At 69.1% G+C, this 20,449-nt stretch carries 17 protein-coding genes; 14 read left to right on the forward strand and 3 right to left on the reverse strand.

Annotated features, from left to right (window positions below):
- Positions 1-209: 209 nt before the first annotated feature.
- The 4 genes from ABNF93_RS32440 to ABNF93_RS32455 are packed head-to-tail and all read left to right on the forward strand — an operon-like array spanning position 210 to position 3,832.
- Positions 210-1,097, forward strand: coding sequence for a ParA family protein (locus ABNF93_RS32440; RefSeq protein WP_502877666.1), 888 nt, complete (start codon positions 210-212; stop codon positions 1,095-1,097).
- Positions 1,094-2,167, forward strand: coding sequence for a segregation and condensation protein A (locus ABNF93_RS32445; RefSeq protein ID WP_349332088.1), 1,074 nt, complete (start codon positions 1,094-1,096; stop codon positions 2,165-2,167). The genes ABNF93_RS32440 and ABNF93_RS32445 overlap by 4 nt, the downstream gene beginning before the upstream one ends.
- A gap of 2 nt (positions 2,168-2,169) precedes the next feature.
- Entirely contained in the window at positions 2,170-3,072 is a 903-nt protein-coding gene (gene scpB, locus ABNF93_RS32450; RefSeq protein ID WP_349332089.1) for an SMC-Scp complex subunit ScpB, read from the forward strand.
- Positions 3,065-3,832 carry a pseudouridine synthase gene (locus ABNF93_RS32455; protein WP_349332090.1) on the forward strand — a complete coding sequence of 256 codons (768 nt, stop codon included), beginning with the start codon at positions 3,065-3,067 and terminating at the stop codon, positions 3,830-3,832. The genes scpB and ABNF93_RS32455 overlap by 8 nt, the downstream gene beginning before the upstream one ends.
- Positions 3,833-3,838: 6 nt before the next feature.
- Here the strand turns inward: ABNF93_RS32455 and ABNF93_RS32460 are convergent, their stop codons facing one another.
- Positions 3,839-4,369, reverse strand: a complete 531-nt coding sequence (locus ABNF93_RS32460; protein WP_349332091.1) for a helix-turn-helix domain-containing protein — start codon at positions 4,367-4,369, stop codon at positions 3,839-3,841.
- 61 nt (positions 4,370-4,430) lie between these two features.
- Between ABNF93_RS32460 and ABNF93_RS32465 the strand changes: the two genes are divergently transcribed.
- From ABNF93_RS32465 to ABNF93_RS32475, 3 genes are all read left to right on the forward strand, one after another.
- The gene (locus tag ABNF93_RS32465) at positions 4,431-5,744 is read left to right on the forward strand and encodes an MFS transporter (RefSeq protein ID WP_349332092.1); all 1,314 of its coding nucleotides are present in this window, start codon (positions 4,431-4,433) and stop codon (positions 5,742-5,744) included.
- Positions 5,745-6,214: 470 nt separating this feature from the next.
- Entirely contained in the window at positions 6,215-7,915 is a 1,701-nt protein-coding gene (locus ABNF93_RS32470; RefSeq protein WP_349332093.1) for a serine/threonine-protein kinase, read from the forward strand.
- Between the two features lie 32 nt (positions 7,916-7,947).
- Positions 7,948-8,700, forward strand: a complete 753-nt coding sequence (locus tag ABNF93_RS32475) for a creatininase family protein (RefSeq protein ID WP_349332094.1) — start codon at positions 7,948-7,950, stop codon at positions 8,698-8,700.
- Between the two features lie 94 nt (positions 8,701-8,794).
- Here ABNF93_RS32475 and ABNF93_RS32480 read toward each other — a convergent pair whose 3' ends face one another.
- Entirely contained in the window at positions 8,795-9,358 is a 564-nt protein-coding gene (locus tag ABNF93_RS32480) for a TetR/AcrR family transcriptional regulator (RefSeq protein ID WP_349332095.1), read from the reverse strand.
- Between the two features lie 49 nt (positions 9,359-9,407).
- On the opposite strand from ABNF93_RS32480, the gene ABNF93_RS32485 reads away from it, so the two are divergent.
- Positions 9,408-10,325 (forward strand): SDR family oxidoreductase, encoded by a 918-nt coding sequence (locus tag ABNF93_RS32485; RefSeq protein ID WP_349332096.1) that lies wholly within the window; start codon positions 9,408-9,410, stop codon positions 10,323-10,325.
- Positions 10,326-10,476: 151 nt separating this feature from the next.
- Here the strand turns inward: ABNF93_RS32485 and ABNF93_RS32490 are convergent, their stop codons facing one another.
- Positions 10,477-11,361, reverse strand: a complete 885-nt coding sequence (locus ABNF93_RS32490; RefSeq protein ID WP_349332097.1) for a glycoside hydrolase family 16 protein — start codon at positions 11,359-11,361, stop codon at positions 10,477-10,479.
- Positions 11,362-11,539: 178 nt separating this feature from the next.
- Between ABNF93_RS32490 and ABNF93_RS32495 the strand changes: the two genes are divergently transcribed.
- The 6 genes from ABNF93_RS32495 to ABNF93_RS32520 all read left to right on the forward strand — a co-directional run bounded on the left by ABNF93_RS32495 (position 11,540) and on the right by ABNF93_RS32520 (position 20,415).
- The gene (locus ABNF93_RS32495) at positions 11,540-13,930 is read left to right on the forward strand and encodes a phosphoketolase family protein (protein ID WP_349332098.1); all 2,391 of its coding nucleotides are present in this window, start codon (positions 11,540-11,542) and stop codon (positions 13,928-13,930) included.
- Positions 13,931-13,947: 17 nt separating this feature from the next.
- Positions 13,948-15,042 (forward strand): acetate/propionate family kinase, encoded by a 1,095-nt coding sequence (locus ABNF93_RS32500; protein ID WP_349332099.1) that lies wholly within the window; start codon positions 13,948-13,950, stop codon positions 15,040-15,042.
- Between the two features lie 261 nt (positions 15,043-15,303).
- A complete protein-coding gene (locus ABNF93_RS32505; RefSeq protein WP_349332100.1) occupies positions 15,304-17,400 on the forward strand; it encodes a discoidin domain-containing protein in 2,097 nt (698 codons plus the stop codon).
- Between the two features lie 282 nt (positions 17,401-17,682).
- A complete protein-coding gene (locus ABNF93_RS32510; RefSeq protein ID WP_349332101.1) occupies positions 17,683-18,687 on the forward strand; it encodes an acyltransferase domain-containing protein in 1,005 nt (334 codons plus the stop codon).
- 157 nt (positions 18,688-18,844) lie between these two features.
- Complete coding sequence (aroH, locus tag ABNF93_RS32515) at positions 18,845-19,255, forward strand: chorismate mutase (protein ID WP_349332102.1); 411 nt, start codon at positions 18,845-18,847, stop codon at positions 19,253-19,255.
- Positions 19,252-20,415 (forward strand): prephenate dehydrogenase, encoded by a 1,164-nt coding sequence (locus tag ABNF93_RS32520; protein ID WP_349332103.1) that lies wholly within the window; start codon positions 19,252-19,254, stop codon positions 20,413-20,415. The genes aroH and ABNF93_RS32520 overlap by 4 nt, the downstream gene beginning before the upstream one ends.
- Positions 20,416-20,449 lie beyond the last annotated feature (34 nt).

Raw genomic sequence — 20,449 nt, forward strand, 5'->3', positions numbered from 1 at the left:
GCTACCGTCTTAGAGAGCACGGCGTGTGTGCCGCACGGCTCGGACCATCGGGGCGGACGGCTCGCCTGCCTGGCTCACCACCGCGCCCTCGGGCATGAAGACGCGGAGTGCCCCGAGCGGGCACCCGCTAGAGTCACCGGACCGCGAGTGGCCACACCGGCGGTGCTGGCCAGATGGGGCAGGAGGTTACGCGAGCCGTGAACGACTCGATGAACGGTCCCGGAGCCGAGTCTGCCCAACTCTCTCGAGACGTGCAGAGCGACGGCCTGGAAGAAGCGCCCCGCCCTCGGATCAAGTTCCCCAAGCCGCCGCCGCTGGAGTCACACGGCCCGGCCAAGGTGATCGCGATCGTCAACCAGAAGGGCGGCGTCGGCAAGACCACCACAGCAATCAACCTCGGTGCGTCCCTCGCGGAGTTGGGCCGTCGGGTGCTGCTCGTCGACTTCGACCCTCAGGCGTCGCTCACGATCGGTCTCGGTGTCGACCCGCTCGGTCTCGACGCGTCGACCTACGACCTGGTCATCGACCACGAGATCAGTGCGCCGGACGTACGCCTGAAGACGAGCATCGACGGCATGGACTTGCTGCCGTCGGACATCTCCCTGTCCGGGGCGGAGATCCAGCTCGTCACCGAGGTCGCGCGGGAGACCACGCTGATGCGTGAGCTCGACCCGATGCGCCCGGAGTACGACTTCATCCTCATCGACTGCCAACCGTCACTGGGGTTGTTGACGGTCAACGCGCTCACCGCCTCCGACGGCGTCATCATCCCGCTGGAGTGTGAGTACTTCGCCCTGCGTGGGCTGGGATTCCTCGTCGACAAGACTATTCGTACCGTCCAGCAGCGGATCAACCCGAAACTGAAGATCGAGGGCATCCTCGCGACGATGTTCGACATGCGTACGCTCCATGCGCGCGAGATCCTCGAGGAGGTCGTCGAACGGTTCGGCGAGACGGTCTTCCACACCATCATCTCCCGCACTGTGCGCTTCCCCGAGACCAACAAGCTCGGCGAGCCGATCACCACCTACGCTCCGAGCAGCATGGCCGCGGAGGCCTACCGCCAGCTTGCGCGGGAACTCCTCACCCGGCTGTGACGGCGACGACTGAGGTGACCGACTCCGATACCGGAGGCGCGGCGGGGGATCCCGAGTTCGTCCGTGCCGAGCGACGCGCGCAGAGCTTCACCGTGCGCCTGGACAACTTCGAAGGTCCCTTCGACCTGCTGCTCGGCCTGATCTCCAAGCACAAGCTCGACGTCACCGAGATTGCGCTCTCCGTCGTGACCGACGAGTTCATCGGCTACATCCGGGCGATGGGGCCGCAGTGGGACCTCGACCAGACGACGGAGTTCCTGCTCGTCGCGTCGACACTGCTCGACCTCAAGGCCGCGCGGCTGCTGCCACAGGGTGAGGTCGAGGACGAGGAGGACCTCGCGTTGCTGGAGGCGCGGGACCTGCTCTTCGCCCGGCTGCTGCAGTACCGGGCGTACAAACAGGTCGCGGGCATCATGGCTACCCGGATGGCAGCGGAGGCGCGGAGGTTCCCACGGGCGGTGGGGTTGGAGGACCGCTTCGGTCAGCTGCTGCCCGAAGTGCTCATCGGGCTCGGCGTCGAGGAGTTCGCGAGACTCGCCGCCAACGCGCTACGTCCTCGGGCCGAACCGGTGCTCTCGCTCGCGCACATCCATGCGCCGCGGGTCAGTGTGCGGGAACAGGCCACGGTGATGATCGAGCGGTTACGCCGGACGCGGTCGACGACGTTCCGGGCGTTGACGGCGGACTCGCCCAACCTCGTCACGACCATCGCGCGGTTCCTGGCTCTGCTGGAGCTCTTCCGCGAAGGTGCGGTGGCGTTCGAGCAGGCGGAGGCGCTGGCCGAGCTGACCGTACGGTGGTCGGGGAGCGATGAGGGTGACATCGCGGTCGGGGACGAGTTCGACGAAGGCGACCAGGCCGGGCTCCGGCCCGTCCAGGACACGGGACAAGCTCCGGCCGAGTCAGCCGAGGAAGCGCCTGGCGACGAGGCGGTCGAAGCGGAACCTGCGCGGGAGCCGGTCGCGGAGGGAGCTGCCGGGGAGGGAGCTGCCGGGGAGGGCCCTACAGAGCGGCAGCCGACCGGGGAGCATGCTGGTCAGGAGCAGGATGAGCGGGAGTCAGGGGAGTGACGGTGACGAGCGAGTACGAGGGGGACGTGTCAGAGGAAGCTCGCGATCCGGGACGAGATGACCCCCACTCGGTCGAGCACGAACCGTCGCCGACCGAACCACACCCTGTGGGCGAGCAGTCAGTCGGCAGGGAGCCGCTGGACCAGGAGCCCGTGGACCAGGAGCATGGTGGACCCGCCGACGAGACGCTGGATGTCAGTGTCCCTGGTGACCTGTACGGACCGATCGAGGCGATCCTGCTGATCGTCGATGAGCCGCTGCCGGCGGTCACGCTGGCGCAGGTGCTCTCCCGCCCTCGCCCCGAGATCGAGGAGGCGCTGCGTGCCCTCTCCGACTCCTACACCAAGGAGGGACGCGGGTTCGACCTCCGCGAGGTGGCGGGTGGGTGGCGTCTCTACACCCGCGAGGAGTACGCCGATGTCGTCGAGCGCTTCGTCCTCGACGGCCAGCAGGCACGACTCACCCAGGCTGCGCTGGAGACCCTGGCGGTGATCGCCTACCGGCAGCCGGTGAGCCGGAGTCGCGTGTCGGCGATCCGTGGCGTCAACTGTGACGGCGTCGTCCGTACCCTGCTGACCCGTGGTCTGATCGAGGGGGCCGGTGCCGACGGAGAGAGCGGGGCGACGCTGTACCGCACCACGTCGTACTTCCTCGAGCGACTCGGGCTCGGTTCGCTCGACGAGCTCCCGAGTCTGGCCCCGTATCTTCCCGACGTCGACGAGATGGACCCCGAGCAGGCGTCTTCCGCGATGGGAGAGTCGCCGCCCTCTCCCACCACCGGCGAATCGGCGCAGGCCGAGCCGGAACTTCCCCTGTCCGAGCAGCCGGAGGCGCCCGACGTCGCCGAGGCGACCGAGCTTCCCCACCAGGCGACCGAGCTTCCCCACCGGACCGAGGATGACTGAGCCGACCGCGACCGAGCGCGAGGGCGCTACCGAGCGCGAGGGTGTACGCCTGCAGAAGGTCCTCGCGCAGGCGGGTGTCGCCAGCCGCCGCGCGGCCGAAGACCTCATCACCGCGGGCCGGGTGAAGGTCAACGATGCCGTGGTGACCACGCTCGGCACCCGGGTCGACCCCGAGCACGACGTCCTGCGAGTGGATGGCGAGCGGGTCGTCGTCGATGTCGGCAAGGTCTATCTCGCACTCAACAAGCCGCGCGGTGTGGTGAGCACGATGAGCGATCCGGAAGGTCGCCGCTGCCTGGGTGACCTGGTTCGAGACCAGAAGGAGCGGCTCTTCCACGTCGGCCGGCTCGACACCGACACCGAGGGCCTGTTGCTGCTGGTCAACGATGGGGAGTTTGCGCACCGGCTGGCTCACCCGTCGCACGGGGTGGAGAAGACCTATCTCGCGGAGGTACCTGGACCTGTGGCGGCCAGGGTGGGTCGCCAGCTGCGCGAGGGCGTCGAGCTCGAGGACGGTGTCGCACGCGCGGACGCGTTCCGGATCGTCCAGCGCGTCGAGGGCCGGGCGATGGTCGAGCTGGTGCTCCACGAGGGGCGTAAGCACATCGTGCGGCGGATGCTCGCCGAGGTGGGGCATCCCGTCCGGCGCTTGGTGCGTACGTCGATCGGACCGGTCAAGCTCGGCGACCTGCGTGCGGGAAGCATGCGGCCCCTCACCTCGCAGGAACTCGCCGTCCTCCTCGACCTGGTGGAGCTGTAGCGCGAGTCAGGAGTCCCGCGTGAGGTCGGGATGCAGGGCGTAGAAGAGGGAGTACGCCCGAGCGTTGCGTCCGGGTTGGCGCGCCTTGAACTCCTCGAGCAGGGCGTTGAGGCGGGTGTCGAACTCGTCGCGTTCCTTCGCGGTCAGGCGCAGGCCGAGTCGGCTCGCCCTGATCTGGTCCGGGCGTTCGGCCAGGGCTCCCTCGACCTCGCTCAGGAAGGCGTCGATCATGGCCTGCAGGCCTCGTGCGGGTCCTGGCAGCTCGCTGACGTCGAGCGTCCACGACTTGCCGGTGGCGAGGTAGGGCACCTCGCGGGCGCCTCGGGTGCCGCGCCGGGCCTCCTGCGCGTCGAGGAAGCCGGTCGCGACGAGGGTGCGCACGTGATGCAGCGTGGTCGCCGGGTTGGCTCCCAGTCGTTCGGCGATCTGCTTGTTGGTGAGTGCCCGGTCGAGGCAGAGGCGCAGGATCCGCAGCCGGATCGCCGAGGCCAGCGCGCGGGCTTCCGCTTCGGTCGCTGGACGTCGCCGGACGGTCATGGCGGTCAGGATAGGACGTAACTGATTGACGAATCCCAATCACTCCGCCACGATCACGTCCATGTCACGAGATCGCTCCCGGCTCGGCCTGTTGCTCGACCGCGACTTCCGCCGGTTGTTCGCCGCGACGACGGTGAGCCAGTTCGGGTACCAGGTCAGCTTCCTGGCGCTCCCGCTCGTGGCGGTGGAGACGTTGGCGGTGAACGAGTTCGAGGTCGGCATCCTGACCGCGCTCACGACCGCGGCGTTCCTGCTCGTCGGACTACCCGCCGGCGCATGGGTCGACCGGATGCGGCGGCGGCGCGTCCTCATCGCCGGCGACGTGGGCCGCGCGATCCTGCTGGCGACGGTTCCCGCGGCGTGGTGGGCGGGCATGCTCACGCTCTGGCAGCTCTACGCCGTCGCGCTCCTGCACGGGATCCTCACTGTCTTCTTCGACGTGGCGTACCAGAGCTATCTGCCGCACCTCGTCGGTCGGGCCAACCTGGTAGAGGGGAACTCGCGGCTCGAGTCCGTCCGGGCTCTCTCCCATGTGGGCGGCCCGGGTGCGGCGGGATCCCTGATCCAGGTGGTCACGGCGCCGGTGGCGTTGCTCGCCGATGCGGTCGCCCTGGCGTTGTCGGCGGTGTTCGTCGTACGCATCACCAAACGTGAAGAGCGACCACGCCGGCCCGACACCCATCTGGTGCGCGACATCGGTGAAGGTCTGCGGTTCGTGCTGGGACACCGGCTGCTCCGGTCGATCGCGGCATGCACGAGTACGGCCAACCTGTGCAGTGCCGCGACGGGTGCGATGGTGATCTTCTTCCTACGCCGGGACCTGGGCCTCGGGGCCGGCGTGATCGGTCTGGTCCTGAGTGTCGCTGGGATCGGAGGGGTGGTGGGTGCCCTCGTCGCGCGACGGTTCGCGGCGTGGGTCGGCCAGGGTCCGGCGATCTGGCTGTCGGTGTGCTGTACGGCGCCGTTCGCACTTCTCCTTCCGCTCGCCGAGCCGGGATGGCGGATCTGGCTCGCGGCGGCGGGTGGCGCCGTCTTCGCGGTGGGTGTCGTGGTCTACAACGTCACCCAGGTGAGCTTCCGCCAGGCCGTCACCCCGGATCATCTTCTCGGCCGGATGAACGCCACCATGCGCTTCCTCGTCTGGGGTACACAACCGATCGGCGGGATCCTCGGTGGCGTACTCGGCAGCGCGGTGGGTGCGCGGACGACACTGGTGATCGGTGCGGTGGGCGGCAGCCTCGCCTTCCTGCCGGCGCTGCTCTCGCCGCTGCGGACGATGCGGGAGCTACCCTCCGGGCCTGAAAACCACCTCGAGGACCCGCTCGAAGTACAGGTCGTCGAGCGGATCGAACGGCGGCGATCCGAGCGGTCGTGACGAGGGTCTCGCCCGCGTCGAGCTGGTCGCCCGCCTCGACGCAGCCTCCTCGTGAGAGTTTGACCAGATGAACGCATGTGGTCATTCGTTCATGACTACCGGTCGCCGCTCCACCACGCGATCCGGCGCCCGGCACGCCCGCTGCAATCCCGGCCCAAGGCTCACACGAGGCGTCCTGGCCGATTTCGGCCAGCGCACACACGTTCCGGGAACCGCCCGACGTCGTATCGGGGACGTGACGGCGATCGCGATGCGCATGACCGCCTCCCGCGGCAGCGGCGGTCGGCTGTTGGCGGCCTGGGGGGTGTCCTGCGTACGCTGCTGCCTGCATCGCCGCGCACGCCGTCGCGGTGCAGGAGAGCTCGGTGATGCGGGCCGACGCAGCAGGCCGGCTGGAGCGCCACAGGGCGGTAGGTTCCGGTGGCGGCGCCTGTGAGCAGCCGGTCATCAAGGGTGCGACGGAGGATGTTGTGAACCTGGAGTCGGCGATGGTGGGCACGTCGGTCGGTCGCTACCGACTCGACGAACTGCTCAGCCGCGGGGGCATGGGGGAGGTGTGGCGCGCCTTCGACACGACCCTCGGCCGGCCGGTCGCCGTGAAGCTGCTCCGCGCCGGACTCACCGACGCGGCGGACAAGAAGCGCTTCGTCCGGGAGGCGCGCTCGGCCGCCCAGCTCAGCCACCCCAACGTCGTCGCCATCTTCGACGTCGGCGACTGGCTCGGCTCCTCCTACCTCGTCATGGAGCTGCTCGAAGGCAAGACCCTCGCCGAGGAGCTGGCCGACAACGGGCCCCTTCCGATTGCCGACGTCCGCGACCTCGGCGCGCAGGCCGCCGCCGGCCTGATGGCCGCCCATGCGGCGGGAGTCGTGCACCGCGACGTCAAACCGAGCAACCTGGTACGCACCCGGGAGGGCACGCTCAAGGTCGTCGACTTCGGGATCGCCCGCGTGCTCAACGAGGCATCGACCAGGCTGACCCGGACCGGCACCATCGTGGGGACCGCTGCCTACATCGCACCGGAACAGGCGCGTGGGACCGACGCCGACGCCCGCACCGACCTCTACGCCCTGGGTTGCGTCCTCTACCAGCTGCTCGCCGGTCGCACGCCGTTCGTCGGCGGACCGACCGAGGTGATGTACGCCCACCTCTACACCGAGCCCGAACCGGTTACCCGGCTCCGTCCCGACGTACCTGCCGACCTCGAGGCACTCATCCTCAGCCTGCTCGCCAAGGATCCGGCAAACCGGCCCGCCGACGCCGCGACCGTGCGGACCGCGCTGGCGGGCACGGCGCAGGCTGTGCGAGCAGGTACCCAGGTCGACGCGGAGGCTGCGGCCGCCGCACCCACGATGGTGACGCCCGCCCTGCTGATGCCCGATCCAGCAGCGACGTCCCAACCGTCCACACCACCGGAGGCGTCGGCCGGACCGACGGTGGGTCAACGCGGCACGGTGAGGCCGGCACCGTCGACGTCCGCGTGGGGATCGGACGCCGCGAGCGCGGCAGCGAGCGGTTCCGGCACCGGATCGACGCGACAGTTCCGGATCGACGACCCTCAGCGCCCTCCCGAACGCGGTTCCGGTGGTGGTCCACGTCGGGGCCGGCGGAGACTGCGTACCGCTCTCCTGGTGCTGGCTGTCGCGCTCGCGGTGGCCGCCTTGGCCTGGTCCGTCCAGTACCTGCGTACTCAGGAGGACCCGACCGCGAACGCGCCGGCTCCGAAGACCACGCCGAAGCAGACCGTGCCCTCCAACACTCCGTCGCCCGAGACGCCGGGCACCGCCGAGGACGTTCCCGCCAATCCGGAGTACGGATCGCCGCAGTGGCTCCAGCAGCTCGACTCGACCCTTGCGACGCTGGAAGCCGAGGACCTGATCGAGGAGGACGTCGCGGACGACCTGCGCGACAGCATCGACGACGCCCTCCAGGCATACGCCGAGGGTGACGACAGAGGGGTGGAGCAGGAGTTGTCCCGCCTGAACAAGGATCTGACCAAGGGGTTCCAGGACGGCGACCTTCCGTTCGACGGTCCGCTCACCACGTTGTTCAACCAGGATTTCTCGGGCGACAGCGGTGGAGACGGCGATCGGAGGGGGGACGGCGGCGACGGGAACGACGGCGACTCTGACGAGGGCGATGGCTCTGACGGCGACGGTTCCGGCTACTGAGCGAGCGTGAGTCTGTGAGGGGTGTGGGAACCATGAGCGTGCTGCGATGGGCGGAGCTGACCCGTGAGCGGCTCTCCGAGCTGCTCCCCGAGGCGCTGGTCGTCCTGCCGGTGGGCGCAATCGAGCAACATGGGCGCCATCTCGCCACCGGGACCGATGCGTTGTTGGCCACGACCGCCGCCGAACGCGCGGTGTCACTCGCTGCGGAGTCCGCGCCGCGGAAGCTCGTTCTGGCACCCACACTTGCCTTCGGCGCATCGGACCACCACCTACCATTCGGGGGCACGCTGTCGCTGCGTCCCGAGACGTTGCTCGCGATCTTGCTCGACCTCGCCCGCTCCGTCGCCGAATGTGGTGGGCGGCGGCTCGTCCTCCTCAACGGACACGGCGGCAACCGGGGGATCTGCTCGGCAGCGGCGGCGGCGGCATCCGTGCGTAACCCGGTTGCCGTGGCCTACACCGACTACTGGGACGCCGCCGTCGGTGCCGACCTCGCCGGAGTGGGCGGTGGTGACACACCGCTACCTGGGCACGCGGGTGGCTTCGAGACGTCCCTCGTCCTCGCCGTCGCGCCGGAGTTGGTGGTCGACCGGACTGAGCGGTCGGCGGTCCCGGAGATTCCCCAGGTCACCGGCCTGGAGATCCATCGGCAGGCATCCTGGCACGAGCAGGACGGCTACACCGACCAGCCGGCCCACGCCACCGCCGACCGTGGTGAGGTATGGCTCGACCACCTCGTGTCCGTGCTGGCCGACCGGTTGGTCGATCTAACGAAGGCGCTCTGAGCGTCGGCCGCCACCGTCGGCGGGGCGAGGCCCCGAACGTCGCGGGTGAAGATCTGGCACGGCATCTGCCCGGCTCAGCCCGGGGCTGTCGCGTTCATGGACTCCAGGACTCCGTGAGACGTGTCAGCCGGTCGTGGAGGTACGCGCGCAGGTCCTGCTCAGGTGCGAACGCCCACCACAGGACGGCGCCCTGCCAATGTGTGAGGAGCAGGTCCGCGGCATCTGCCGCCGCGTCGGGAGCCTCGGTGAAGCAGGCACTGAGGACCTCCACCAGGAGCTGCCTCCACCTGGCTCCGCGCTGCCGCAGCTCGGGATCTCGCAGGTCCTCGCGCAACAGGAGGAGTCCCTCAGCGAACTCCTCGATGTCGGTGTCGTAGCGGGCCGACAGTCCGACGAGAAGGTCCACCGCGCCTGCTGGTGTGTTCTCGATCTCCTTGCCCAGCGCGACAGTCCTGGCCTCGAGCTGGTCCCACGCATGGTGAAGCGTCCGACGGCGCAGGTTCACCACTGTGCCGAACCGTTGGACCAGGGTCGCGGCGGACAATCCGCACGAGCTGGCCACGGCCGTGAACGTCAGTCGCTCGACACCGGTACGCCTGGTCACCGCGAGCGCAGAATCGAGGATCTGCGTGTCGGTGAGGGTCTTGGGTCGTGGCACAATTCCAAGTATAAATGAACGTCCGTTTATTAACTCGGAGGGTGTGAACATGACCACGCAGACACTGGGGGGCAAGGTTGCGCTCGTCGCGGGCGGTACGCGCGGAGCCGGCCGCGGGATCGCCGTCGAGCTGGGAGCCGCCGGGGCGACCGTCTACGTGACCGGCCGGACGACGCGAGAGCACCAGTCGGAGTACGCGCGACCGGAGACCATCGAGGAGACCGCCGATCTCGTCTCCAGTGCCGGCGGGACCGGCATCGCCGTACGCGTCGACCACCTCGTACCCGAGCAGGTGCAGCACCTGGTCACGCGCATCCGCTCCGAGCACGGCCGGCTCGACATCGTGGTCAACGACATCTGGGGCGGGGAACATCTGTTCGAGTGGAACACCCCGGTCTGGGAGCACGACCTCGAGAACGGCCTGAGGCTGCTGAGGCTCGGTGTCGACACGCACCTCATCACGGCACACTTCACCTTGCCGCTGCTCATCGAGCGCCCAGGCGGACTTCTCGTCGAGGTGACCGACGGGACCGCCGACTACAACGCGCGGAACTACCGCAATTCCCCGTTCTACGACCTCGCCAAGGTCTCTGTGCAGCGGATGGCGTGGGCGCATGCGAAGGACCTTGCCCCACACGACGCTACCGCGCTCGCTGTCACGCCCGGCTGGCTGCGTTCGGAGAACATGCTCGACCACTTCGGGGTCACCGAGGCGACCTGGCGCGATGCTCTGGAACAGGTGCCGCATTTCGCGATCTCCGAGACCCCGCGCTTCGTCGGGCGCGCCGTCGCCGCAGTCGCCTCGGACCCCGAGCGTGCCCGATGGAACGGACAGTCGGTCTCATCCGGCGGCCTTGCGAAGGTCTACGGATTCACCGACACCGACGGCAGTTGCCCCGACGCCTGGCGCTACCTGGATGAGGTACAGGATGCAGGCAGGCCGGCCGACGTCACGGGCTACCGCTGACGAGACCCGTGCACGTCCACGGGTCGGCGACGACGTGACGTGTCCGGCGTACGGACATCAAGGACTGCTACCAGGCGTGGGTAGTCCATGTGCTGAAGCGGGCCCCGGAATCGGCTGGGCCTCTCACTGCTGTGCGGAGCCGGCCCAGGCGTCAGCGGCGCTGGTAGACGCGTACGTAGTCGACCTCGAAGGCGTTCGGGAAGACGGTGCCCGCGTCCGGTGGCCCGCCGCGGTCGTCGTTGACCCAGACCCCGCTGTTGAGGATGACGTACATCGGCTTGTCGGGAACGAACGAACCCTCGAACACGGCGGTCGGAGCGCCGTCGACGAAGAACACCGCGCGCCCGGGCTCCCACTGCAGGGCGTACGTGTGCCAACCGGTCGTCGGTGCCGGGCTGTAGGTCCACTGACTGTGCCAGTCGACGTCGGGCCACTGGCCGGTGGCGATGCCCTGGTGCAGCCCTTCGTTGCCGCCGAACCACTCCGCGATGTCGAACTCCGGCGGCCAGCTGCGGTCCTGCGGCACCAGCCAGAACGCCGGCCACAGGCCGCGGCCGGCTGGATACTTCGCGCAGATCTCCCAGTGGCCGTACGCCTGGTAGAACAAGTCATGGGAGGACATGAATCCCTCGGAGTAGGCGTACGTGCCGGGCGGGTCGTCGCCCACGACCGGTTCGTCGTTCGCGATCAGGTGGAGGCGACCGTTGCGCAGGACGATGTTCTCGTCGAGGGCGTAACTTCCGTACGAACTGTTGTGGTAGTGCCCGCCGGCCCGGCCCGGAAAGTCCATGACGGTGTTCCACTTGGAGCGGTCGAGCCGCGACGTGGCGAACTCGTCGTGCCACGTCAGCTTCCAGTCCCGCCCAGGGGACGGCGAGCCTGTGCAGGTGCGCGACGACGCGACGTCGGTCGCGGCGTCGGTCGCGGTTTCGGGTGGGGGTGGTGGGACGGCTGAGGCGGCCGGCAGGTGAAGCGTCGCGACGAGCATGCAGAGGCCCGCGACGACCGCAGGTCCCAACCGGGTAAGGCGACTCATGACGGCGACCTCCTGATGGGCCACCCTGAGTGAAACCCGTGCCCGGGTGGCGCGTCAACGCGGCCGTCCGAGGTTGCCCGACCAAGTACGGCGAACCGCCGGTTCGGGACCGTTTCGTGGGCACGACAGCGGGGAACCTGAACCTGAATCGAGGGTGACCCCGACCGGGAGGTCCGTGTTGAGCGCTCGCACCGCCGAATCGCCAAACGTCCTTCCGCCGTCCGAGCGGGAACTCCTCGACGCCTACTGGCGTGCGGCGAACTACCTGTCGGTCGGTCAGATCTACCTGCTCGACAACCCGTTGCTGCGTGAACCGCTACGTCCGGAGCACGTCAAACCTCGGCTGCTCGGCCATTGGGGTACGACACCGGGGCTCAACCTGGTCTACGTCCACCTGAACCGGCTGATCCGGTCCCACGACGTGTCGGCGATGTACGTCACAGGACCAGGGCACGGCGGACCCGGACTGGTCGCGAACGCCTACCTCGAGGGGACCTACTCCGAGGTCTACCCGCACGTGTCACGCGATCTGGAGGGGCTGCGGCGACTCTTCCGGCAGTTCTCGTTTCCGGGCGGGATACCCAGCCATGTCGCGCCGGAGACGCCCGGCTCCATCCACGAAGGTGGCGAGCTGGGGTACTCCCTGGTCCATGCGTACGGCGCGGCGTTCGACAATCCCGATCTGCTCGTCTGCGGCGTGATCGGTGACGGCGAGGCCGAGACCGGGCCGCTGGCGGCGAGTTGGGACAGCAACAAGTTTCTCGACCCGGCCCGCGACGGTGCCGTCCTGCCGGTCCTGCACCTCAACGGCTACAAGATCGCGAACCCGACGGTGCTCGCGCGGATCCCCGAGGCCGACCTGCTGCACCGGCTGGAGGGCCATGGCTACCAGCCGTACGTCGTCGCGGGTGACGACCCCGCGCAGGTGCACCAGCAGCTCGCCGCGACGCTCGACCGGGCGTATGAGGAGATCGTCGCGATCCAGCGCGACGCCCGGACCGGGCGTGCGGCGCCTCGCGAGCTGCCACGGTGGCCGATGATCGTGCTGCGGACGCCCAAGGGCTGGACCGGTCCCCGCGAGGTCGATGGCGTCCAGGTCGAGGGGACGTTCCGCTCCCACCAGGTACCCGTGTCCGACGTACGCACGAACCCCGAGCACCTCGCCGAGCTCGAGGCGTGGATGCGGCGGTACCGGCCGGAGGAGCTGTTCGACGCGGCCGGCGGCCTGCGCGCCGAGCTGGCCGCACTCCCGCCGACAGGGGAGCGGCGGATGAGCGCCAACCCCCATACCAACGGCGGCCTTCTGCTGCAGGGCCTCAGGCTGCCGGACTTTCGTGCGTACGGCGTGGACGTGCCCTCACCCGGCGCCGTCGACAACGCGCCCACCAAGGTGCTCGGCACCTGGCTGCGTGACGTGCTGCGGGACAACCCGACGACGTTCCGGCTGTTCGGTCCGGACGAGACGGCGTCGAACCGGCTGTCGGCGGTGTTCGAGGCGAGCGACCGCACCTGGGAGGCCGCGGTCGTCCCCGGCGACGACCACCTGGCCCCCGACGGCCGGGTGATGGAGGTGCTGTCCGAGCACCTGTGCCAGGGCTGGCTGGAGGGCTATCTGCTGACCGGCCGACACGGGCTCTTCAACTGCTACGAGGCGTTCATCCACATCGTCGACTCGATGGTCAACCAGCACGCGAAATGGTTGAAGGTCACCCGGCAGATCCCGTGGCGGCGGCCGATCGCCTCGCTCAACTACCTGCTGTCGTCACACGTCTGGAGGCAGGACCACAACGGCTTCTCCCACCAGGACCCGGGCTTCCTCGACCACGTGGTCAACAAGAAGGCCGAGATCGTGCGCGTCTACCTGCCCCCGGACACCAACACCCTCCTCTCGACGGTCGACCACTGTCTCCGCAGCCGGAACTACATCAACGTCGTCGTCGCCGGCAAGAATCCCGCACCCGACTGGCTGTCGATGAACGAAGCCGTGGAGCACTGCACCCGGGGGATCGGGATCTGGGACTGGGCGAGCAACGACCGCGGCGGCATCCCCGACGTCGTGCTCGCCTGCGCCGGCGACGTACCCACCCTGGAAACGCTCGCCGCCGTCGATCTGCTGCGCCAACACCTTCCCTCGCTCGCCGTCCGCGTCGTCAACGTCGTCGACCTGATGCGCCTGCAGCCGGCGAGCGAGCATCCACACGGACTCCCCGACCGGGAGTTCGATGCGCTGTTCACGACAGATCGGCCGGTGATCTTCGCGTTCCACGGCTACCCGCTGCTGATCCACCGCCTCACCTACCGTCGGACGAACCACGACAACATCCACGTCCGCGGCTACAAGGAGGAGGGGACGACGACCACGCCGTTCGACATGGTGATGCTGAACGATCTCGACCGGTACCACCTGGTCATCGACGTGATCGATCGCGTACCAGGGTTGGCGATCCGGGCCGCGGAGCTGCGGCAGCAGATGATGGACGCCCGGCTCAGGGCGCGGATCTACACCCGTGAGTACGGCGAGGACGCCCCCGCCATCCGCGACTGGCGCTGGCCGTCGGCGCGGGTGTGAGAGGCGCTGGAGCTCCGATGCGGGTGCTCGTCGTCAACGCCGGGTCGGCGACGCTGAAGCTCGCCCTCCTCGACGGCGACCGGGTACGTGCGAGTCACCAGGTCGACGTGTCGGGCGATGACTCGCAGTCGAGCGAGTTGGAGTCGGTCCTCGACGGGTGGGACACCCCCGACGCGGTCGGCCACCGGGTCGTGCACGGTGGTGGACTGTTCACCGGGCCCGTACGCATCGACGTCGGCGTACGCACCCAACTCCAAGCCCTGGTACCGCTGGCTCCGCTGCACCAGCCGGCCGCCGTTGCCGGTATCGACCTGATCGCGCGCCTGCTCCCCGACGTCCCGTCCGTCGCCTGCTTCGACACGGCCTTCCACTCCACCCTCCCACCCGCCGCCACGACCTACGCACTCCCGGCCGCGTGGCGGGAGTGCTCAGGCTTCGACGTACGGCGGTACGGGTTCCACGGCCTGTCCCATGCGTACGCCTCGCGCCGGGTGGCGGATCTGGTCGGGCGCCCGGTCGAGGACCTGCGGACCGTCGTCTGTCACCTGGGTGCGGGCGCGTCGCTCTGTGCGGTCCGGGGCGGGGAGAGCGTCGACACGACGATGGGTTTCACTCCGCTGGAGGGGTTGGTGATGGCGAGCCGGTCCGGCGACGTCGACCCCGGACTGCTGGTGTGGCTCCTGCGGCAGGGCGAGGTCGATGTCGATGCGCTCGACGACGGGCTGGAGCACCGATCCGGGCTGGCGGGGCTCGCCGGCACGCCGGACATGCGCGAGGTACTCGCACGGGCGGGTGACGGCGATGCCGCCGCGCGTCTGGCGATCGAGGTCTATCTGCATCGGTTGCGGGCGGGGATCGCCGCCATGGCGGCGAGCCTGTCGGGCCTGGACGTCGTAGCGTTCACCGGCGGCGTGGGGGAGCACGCTCCGGCGATCCGGGCGGGGGCGGCCGATGGGCTCGGCTTCCTCGGGCTCGGCGTCGATGCGGTCCACAACGCTGCCGCCGAAGGGGATGCGGACATCAGCGCGCCAGGGTCACCGGTGCACTGCCTGGTCGTCGCGGCGCGCGAGGACCTGCAGATCGCCCGAGAGGTCGCCCAACTCCTCAACTAACTCCCGCCGGCGATGCGGGCCAATTCCCCACGATGCACGGCGAATATGCCGCGCCATCGTGGGGAATGATCACGTGTGCGTGATCATTCCCCGCACTTCTCGGCTAACCCGCTGGTTGTCCGGGTGATGGGGACAGCGCCATCCAGCTCCGGACAGGGTTGGTGCACATGGCCGTCAAGCCGGTTGACTCACCGCCGGCGTGATCTAGGGTTCGGGCGTCCCGCCATCAGGCCCCACTGCGTAAGCCCCGAGGGAGATCCCATGGTCAGCCGACGCGTGTTTCTCACCGGCGCGGTCGCGGCCGGTGTCGCGTCCTCTGCGACGAAGCCGGAAGCCGCACTTTTATTTGAGTCGATTGGTAAGACCTCTGACAATGTATCGGCGTCAACCGCCACCGACGCAGGTGGCATCAGCTGGCCCGAGGGCCAGGCGTTGCCGCACTTTCCCCGGGCTCGACACCTCCTGGTGGCCGATCTGGAGGAGGTTCCGCGCGACGAACAGGTGCTCTTCGCCTGCCTGCAGGGCATCGTCAACCGCACCTTGCCTCGCATCTACCTGCTCCAGCCGGGGGACCAGGGCAAGCAGACCTGGCTCACCGACGGCCTCGGAATCACGTACACCATGCTCGATTCGAGGTGGCGGCTGCTCGAGGAGTTCGCGGACGTACCGACGGGGATCGTGATCTACGACCCCGACGTGCTCGACACCATCAACGCGGCAACGGGTCTCGCGGGTCTGCGGGACGCGCTGGCCGTCAGCCCCGAACTCGCCGCGAAGCTCGCTGCAGACGGCTACGACTACCCCGTTCTCGAGGATCTACGGGGACGGTTCACCGGCCGCCTGGACGTCTACCAGTGGACCTACGACAACCTCTGGCCCGAGGCCACCCACCGGATGCTCGTCGGGCTCAAGCCCGAGGGCCAGCGCACCGGATCGGCGTACCTGCGGGACTATCCCGTCGCCAACCGCTCCCTCGTGATCTGGCTCGACTCCGCGATCCCTGCCGAACGCGCGCTCTACGCATGTTTTCTCGCCGACATGCCGACGAACTCGCCGTACCTCGGCTGGTTCCCGCCGGGAGAGTTCAGCTCCACCCAGCTGTGTTCGGAGAACGCCGTCTACGTAGTGCCGGCGGACTGGTTCGCCAACATGAGCGTCTGGTCGGGTACGCGGGCGGAGCCGATCGCGCAACCGAAGGCCAAAGCCCCAAGGCTGCGCAACAAGATCTATGTCACGTTCACGATGTCCGAAGGCGACAACCTGCAGTACAACCAGCGGGTCCTGCGCAGGATCTGGGGTGACCCGGCGCGGGGGAGCGTCCCGCTCAACTGGGGGATCAGCCCGCTGCTGCTCGACGCCGCCCCCGCGATGCTGCGCTACTACCAGTCGACCGCGACACCGAACGACCACTTCATGGCGGGACCCTCCGGGGCTGGCTACATCAACCCGACGCCGTGGCCGGACGCCGACTTCCGTACCTACACCCGACACTCGGGGAAGTACATCGAGGCGGCAGGGCTCGAGACCGTCTACGTCCTCAACCGCGTCAACGGACCGAGCGTCTGGATGACGGAGCACGAGGTGACGGCCTACTCCGAGGACATCGATCCGGCGGGTGTGATGTTCGGCTGGGAACGCTGCACTCTCACGAAGATGCTGACCGACGACCTGCCGCAGTCGGTCGTCATGCTCAACAACAACGTCGCGGAGCTGAAGGCCTCCATCGCCGAGGCGTCCCGCGGCTGGGACGGCAACTCGCCGCTGTTCCTGTCGATGGGCGTGCTCGCGATGGCGATGACACCGACCGACGTGGCCGGTGTCATCGCGGAACTCGGGCCGGAGTACGAGGTCGTGCGCGCCGACCAGTACTTCGACCTCATCCGGATGGCGAACCGACTCGACCCGATCAACGACGACGACGTGCCGGAGTTCGCGCATGTCGTCCCGCAGGGACAGATGACGGCGACGGCGACGAGTTCGCTCGAAGGATCCGGTCCGCAGAACGCGATCGACAGCGACGACGCGACCCTGTGGCACAGCGCGACGGGACCGGAGAACCCGCTGCCACAAGCGATCACCCTCGACCTCGGCGGCGACTACGTGACCCGTGCACTCGTCTACACACCCCGCCAGGACGTGAGCTGCAACGGCACCATCATGGGATTCCGCATCGCCGTCAGTACCGACGGCGCCGCCTTCACCGAGGTCGCGCAGGGGGAGTGGAGCTACTCGTACCACCGGAAGTACGCCGAGTGGCAGCCGGTCACTGCCCGCTTCATACGCCTGGAGGCCGTCGAGGGCTACAAGGGTCTCGCGTCGGCCGCGGAGGTCAACGTCGCCTACGAACCGGAGGCCTGACCCGCGGGCTCCTGGGAGCGCCTGCGACAGACGGGGCGCGGACGCCCGCACGCGTGGGAGAAGGGCATCAGCGGCGGTCGTAGAAGCCGCGAGGACCGGGGCATGGCAGCATCGTCCCCGCTGGCCAGCCGTGGTCGGCACACCAGGTTCGGTGGGGGCGCGGCTGGCGTTCTCCCGGGTGGATCTGGTTCGGTGGTCGGGCGGGTCGCTCGCGTGGGTCCTCGACGCCCTCGGTGCCGGTCCCCGCGAAGACAGGTCGAGGTTCTACGGAGGTGGCGGTCGTTGGGTACCGACGTCGATGCCGCAGCAGTCGTCACGCTGCTCGGATCTGGTCAGGAGCACGCGGACTGGGTGGCCGAACTCGCCCGGCTGTCACCGCCCGTGAAGGAGGTCCCACTCCCTGACCTCGCCGAGATCGACCCCCTCCTCCAACGTGTCGGCGTCCTCCCGGACGACGCCGCGGAGATCATCGCGACCCGCCCGTCCGCCGCCGGGGACCCCGAGCTCTGGTGGCTCCTACAGCGTTGCCACCAGTTGCTCGAGACCAGCATGGGCGACCTGAACTGGGACTGGCTGCGGTGGCCGCACCTTCCGGCGAGCCTCGGCGCCAAGGGTCGGTTCTTCTATGTCCACGTCCTCCTCGCCGCCGTGCCCACCGTCCTGCGCTACCACGAGGAGCGCGGCATCCCGGCCGACGTGAGCTGGGCGACCTTCGCCGACCTGGGCCGCCAGATCGCCATCTACCGGCGAATCCACGGCGTCGGCGGTCTCGACGTGCAGTTCTGGTTCTCTCTGCACTTTCGTGGCCTGATCTACGACATGGGCCGGCTGCAGTTCAACCGCGGGACCGTCAGCTTCGACGATGAGGCGATCGCCGCGACGGACGCTCCGTTCCGCAGGGGCGACACCGCACTGGGTGTCCACATCCCGGAGTCGGGTCCGATGACGCACGAGGCGTGCGAGGAGTCGTTCCGGCGGGCGCGGGAGTTCTACGACCGGTACTTCCCTGAGGAGGGCTACCGCTACGCCATCTGCTCGTCGTGGCTGCTCGATCCGCAGCTCGCGGAGTACCTCCCCGCCGACTCCAACATCGTCCGGTTCCAGCGCCGCTTCCAGCTTGTTCCCGGGGGACGGGTCGGCGACAACGACGTGTTCCAGTTCGTGTTCAGGAAGATCAACCCCACGATCGACGAGCTTCCCAGGCGTACGACGCTGGAACGCGCGATCGTGACGCACCTGGAGGCCGGTAGGCACTGGGAGATCCGGGCCGGCTGGGTCGCCCTCTGACGCCGGGTGATACCAGGCGCGGATAGGGTGACCCCGACGACAGGCGTCGCCACAGGGACAAATGCCGCGTTACCGGCGCTGTTCGTCGTACGCCTCCTTCTGGTAGGCGTACCCCTTCAGATGACGCGGCGACTCACAGCGGACGGAAGGATTCACCGTGCCGGTCCGGGCAGTCCGGGGTGCGACCCAGCTCGAGATCGACGAGCGCGAGCACCTGCTCGATCGCGTGGCCGAACTCGTCAAGGAGGTCCTGCGCACCAATGACCTCGACAACGACGACCTGATCAGCATCGTCTTCACGGCGACGTCCGACGTGCACTCGGAGTTTCCGGCCTACGCCGCGCGCCTGATGGGTATGACCGACGTCCCCCTGCTCTGCGCGCGTGAGCTCGAGATCGGTGGCGGGATGCCGCGGGTGATCCGGCTCATGGCCCATGTCGAGACCCCGCTCAGCCGGGACGAGATCACTCACGTCTACCTCCACGGCGCGGCCGCGCTGCGCCGGGACCTCTCCCATGTCTACGCCGTGCCGGACGACTCGCCGACGCCCCCTCCGGGGCAGCCATGAACCGACGTCCGACGGGTCGCATCCTCGTCATCGGTGCCGGATTGATGGGCACCTCGGTGGGGCTCGCGCTGAGTCGGGCGGGTCTCGAGGTCCTTCTCGAGGACCGCGATCCGGGACATGTGCGGGTCGCCGTGTCTCTCGGCGCGGGCGTACCGGCCAGTCGAGCGGACGTCGGCGGCGCGGATGGCCCGGGCGAGACGGATGGTGCGGCCGGGACGGATGGTGCGGAGCCCGATCTGGTCGTGGTCGGCGTACCACCCGCTGCCCTCGGGACCGTCATCGCCGACGCGCTGGAGCGGTTCCCGCGGGCGACGGTCACCGACCTTGGCAGCGTGAAGGCCGCCACGGTCGTCGCCGTCGCTGCGAGGGCGCCTGAGTTCCTCGACCGGTACGTCGGCGGGCACCCGATGGCCGGCAGCGAGCAGTCGGGACCGCTGGCCGCGCGAGCTGACCTGTTCGACGGGCGGGCGTGGGCGGTGACGCCGCATCCGGGAAGCCGGCCCGAGGCGGTCGAGGCGGTCGAGGGCCTCGCGGCGACCTGCGGCGCGTTCGCGGTGCCGATGACGCCGGCCGAGCACGACGAAGCGGTGGCGCTGATCTCCCACCTTCCCCAGGTCGCCTCCTCGGTGGTGGCCGGCCTGCTCACCACCGCGGCCGAGGACCACCTGGTGCTGGCCGGGCAGGGCCTGCGCGACGTGACCCGGATCGCGGCCGGTGACCCCGACCTGTGGAGCCAGATCCTCGCCGCCAACGCCGAGCCGGTGGCCAAGCTGCTCCACGAGACGGCCGAACGCATGCACCAGTTCGCTGTGACCCTGGAGAAGTCCGTCCCGCCTGCGGAGACCGAGCTGGCGGCGCCCGGGGCTCCCGACCTGAGGAACGTCCTCGAACGCGGTGCCACCGGCGTACGACGACTCCCCGGCAAACACGGCATGCGTCCCGAGACCTTCGCGTCGGTACCGGTGCAGCTGCGTGACCAGCCCGGTGAGCTGGCGCGGCTGTTCGCCGATGTCGGTGCGGCCGGAGTCAACATCGAGGACGTACGCATCGACCACAGCCCCGGCACCCCCGCCGGGTTGGTCCAGCTCGCGGTGCACCCTGATGCCGTACCCGCACTCTTGCAGGCCCTGGCGCAGCACGGATGGGACGTCCACGGTTAGCCTGCGCGGCGGACCGGGCGGATCGTGGGAGGAG

This window comes from Actinopolymorpha sp. B9G3, from assembly GCF_040120725.1.
GTDB lineage: Bacteria > Actinomycetota > Actinomycetes > Propionibacteriales > Actinopolymorphaceae > Thermasporomyces.

Excerpts from the sequence above, each read along its gene's own strand:
- ABNF93_RS32440 (WP_502877666.1), top strand. The coding sequence starts at position 210 with ATGAACGGTCCCGGAGCCGAGTCTGCCCAACTCTCTCGAGACGTGCAG.
- ABNF93_RS32455 (WP_349332090.1), top strand. The coding sequence starts at position 3,065 with ATGACTGAGCCGACCGCGACCGAGCGCGAGGGCGCTACCGAGCGCGAG.
- ABNF93_RS32460 (WP_349332091.1), bottom strand. The coding sequence starts at position 4,369 with ATGACCGTCCGGCGACGTCCAGCGACCGAAGCGGAAGCCCGCGCGCTG.
- ABNF93_RS32465 (WP_349332092.1), top strand. The coding sequence starts at position 4,431 with ATGTCACGAGATCGCTCCCGGCTCGGCCTGTTGCTCGACCGCGACTTC.
- ABNF93_RS32475 (WP_349332094.1), top strand. The coding sequence starts at position 7,948 with ATGAGCGTGCTGCGATGGGCGGAGCTGACCCGTGAGCGGCTCTCCGAG.
- ABNF93_RS32485 (WP_349332096.1), top strand. The coding sequence starts at position 9,408 with ATGACCACGCAGACACTGGGGGGCAAGGTTGCGCTCGTCGCGGGCGGT.
- ABNF93_RS32490 (WP_349332097.1), bottom strand. The coding sequence starts at position 11,361 with ATGAGTCGCCTTACCCGGTTGGGACCTGCGGTCGTCGCGGGCCTCTGC.
- ABNF93_RS32500 (WP_349332099.1), top strand. The coding sequence starts at position 13,948 with ATGCGGGTGCTCGTCGTCAACGCCGGGTCGGCGACGCTGAAGCTCGCC.
- ABNF93_RS32505 (WP_349332100.1), top strand. The coding sequence starts at position 15,304 with ATGGTCAGCCGACGCGTGTTTCTCACCGGCGCGGTCGCGGCCGGTGTC.
- ABNF93_RS32520 (WP_349332103.1), top strand. The coding sequence starts at position 19,252 with ATGAACCGACGTCCGACGGGTCGCATCCTCGTCATCGGTGCCGGATTG.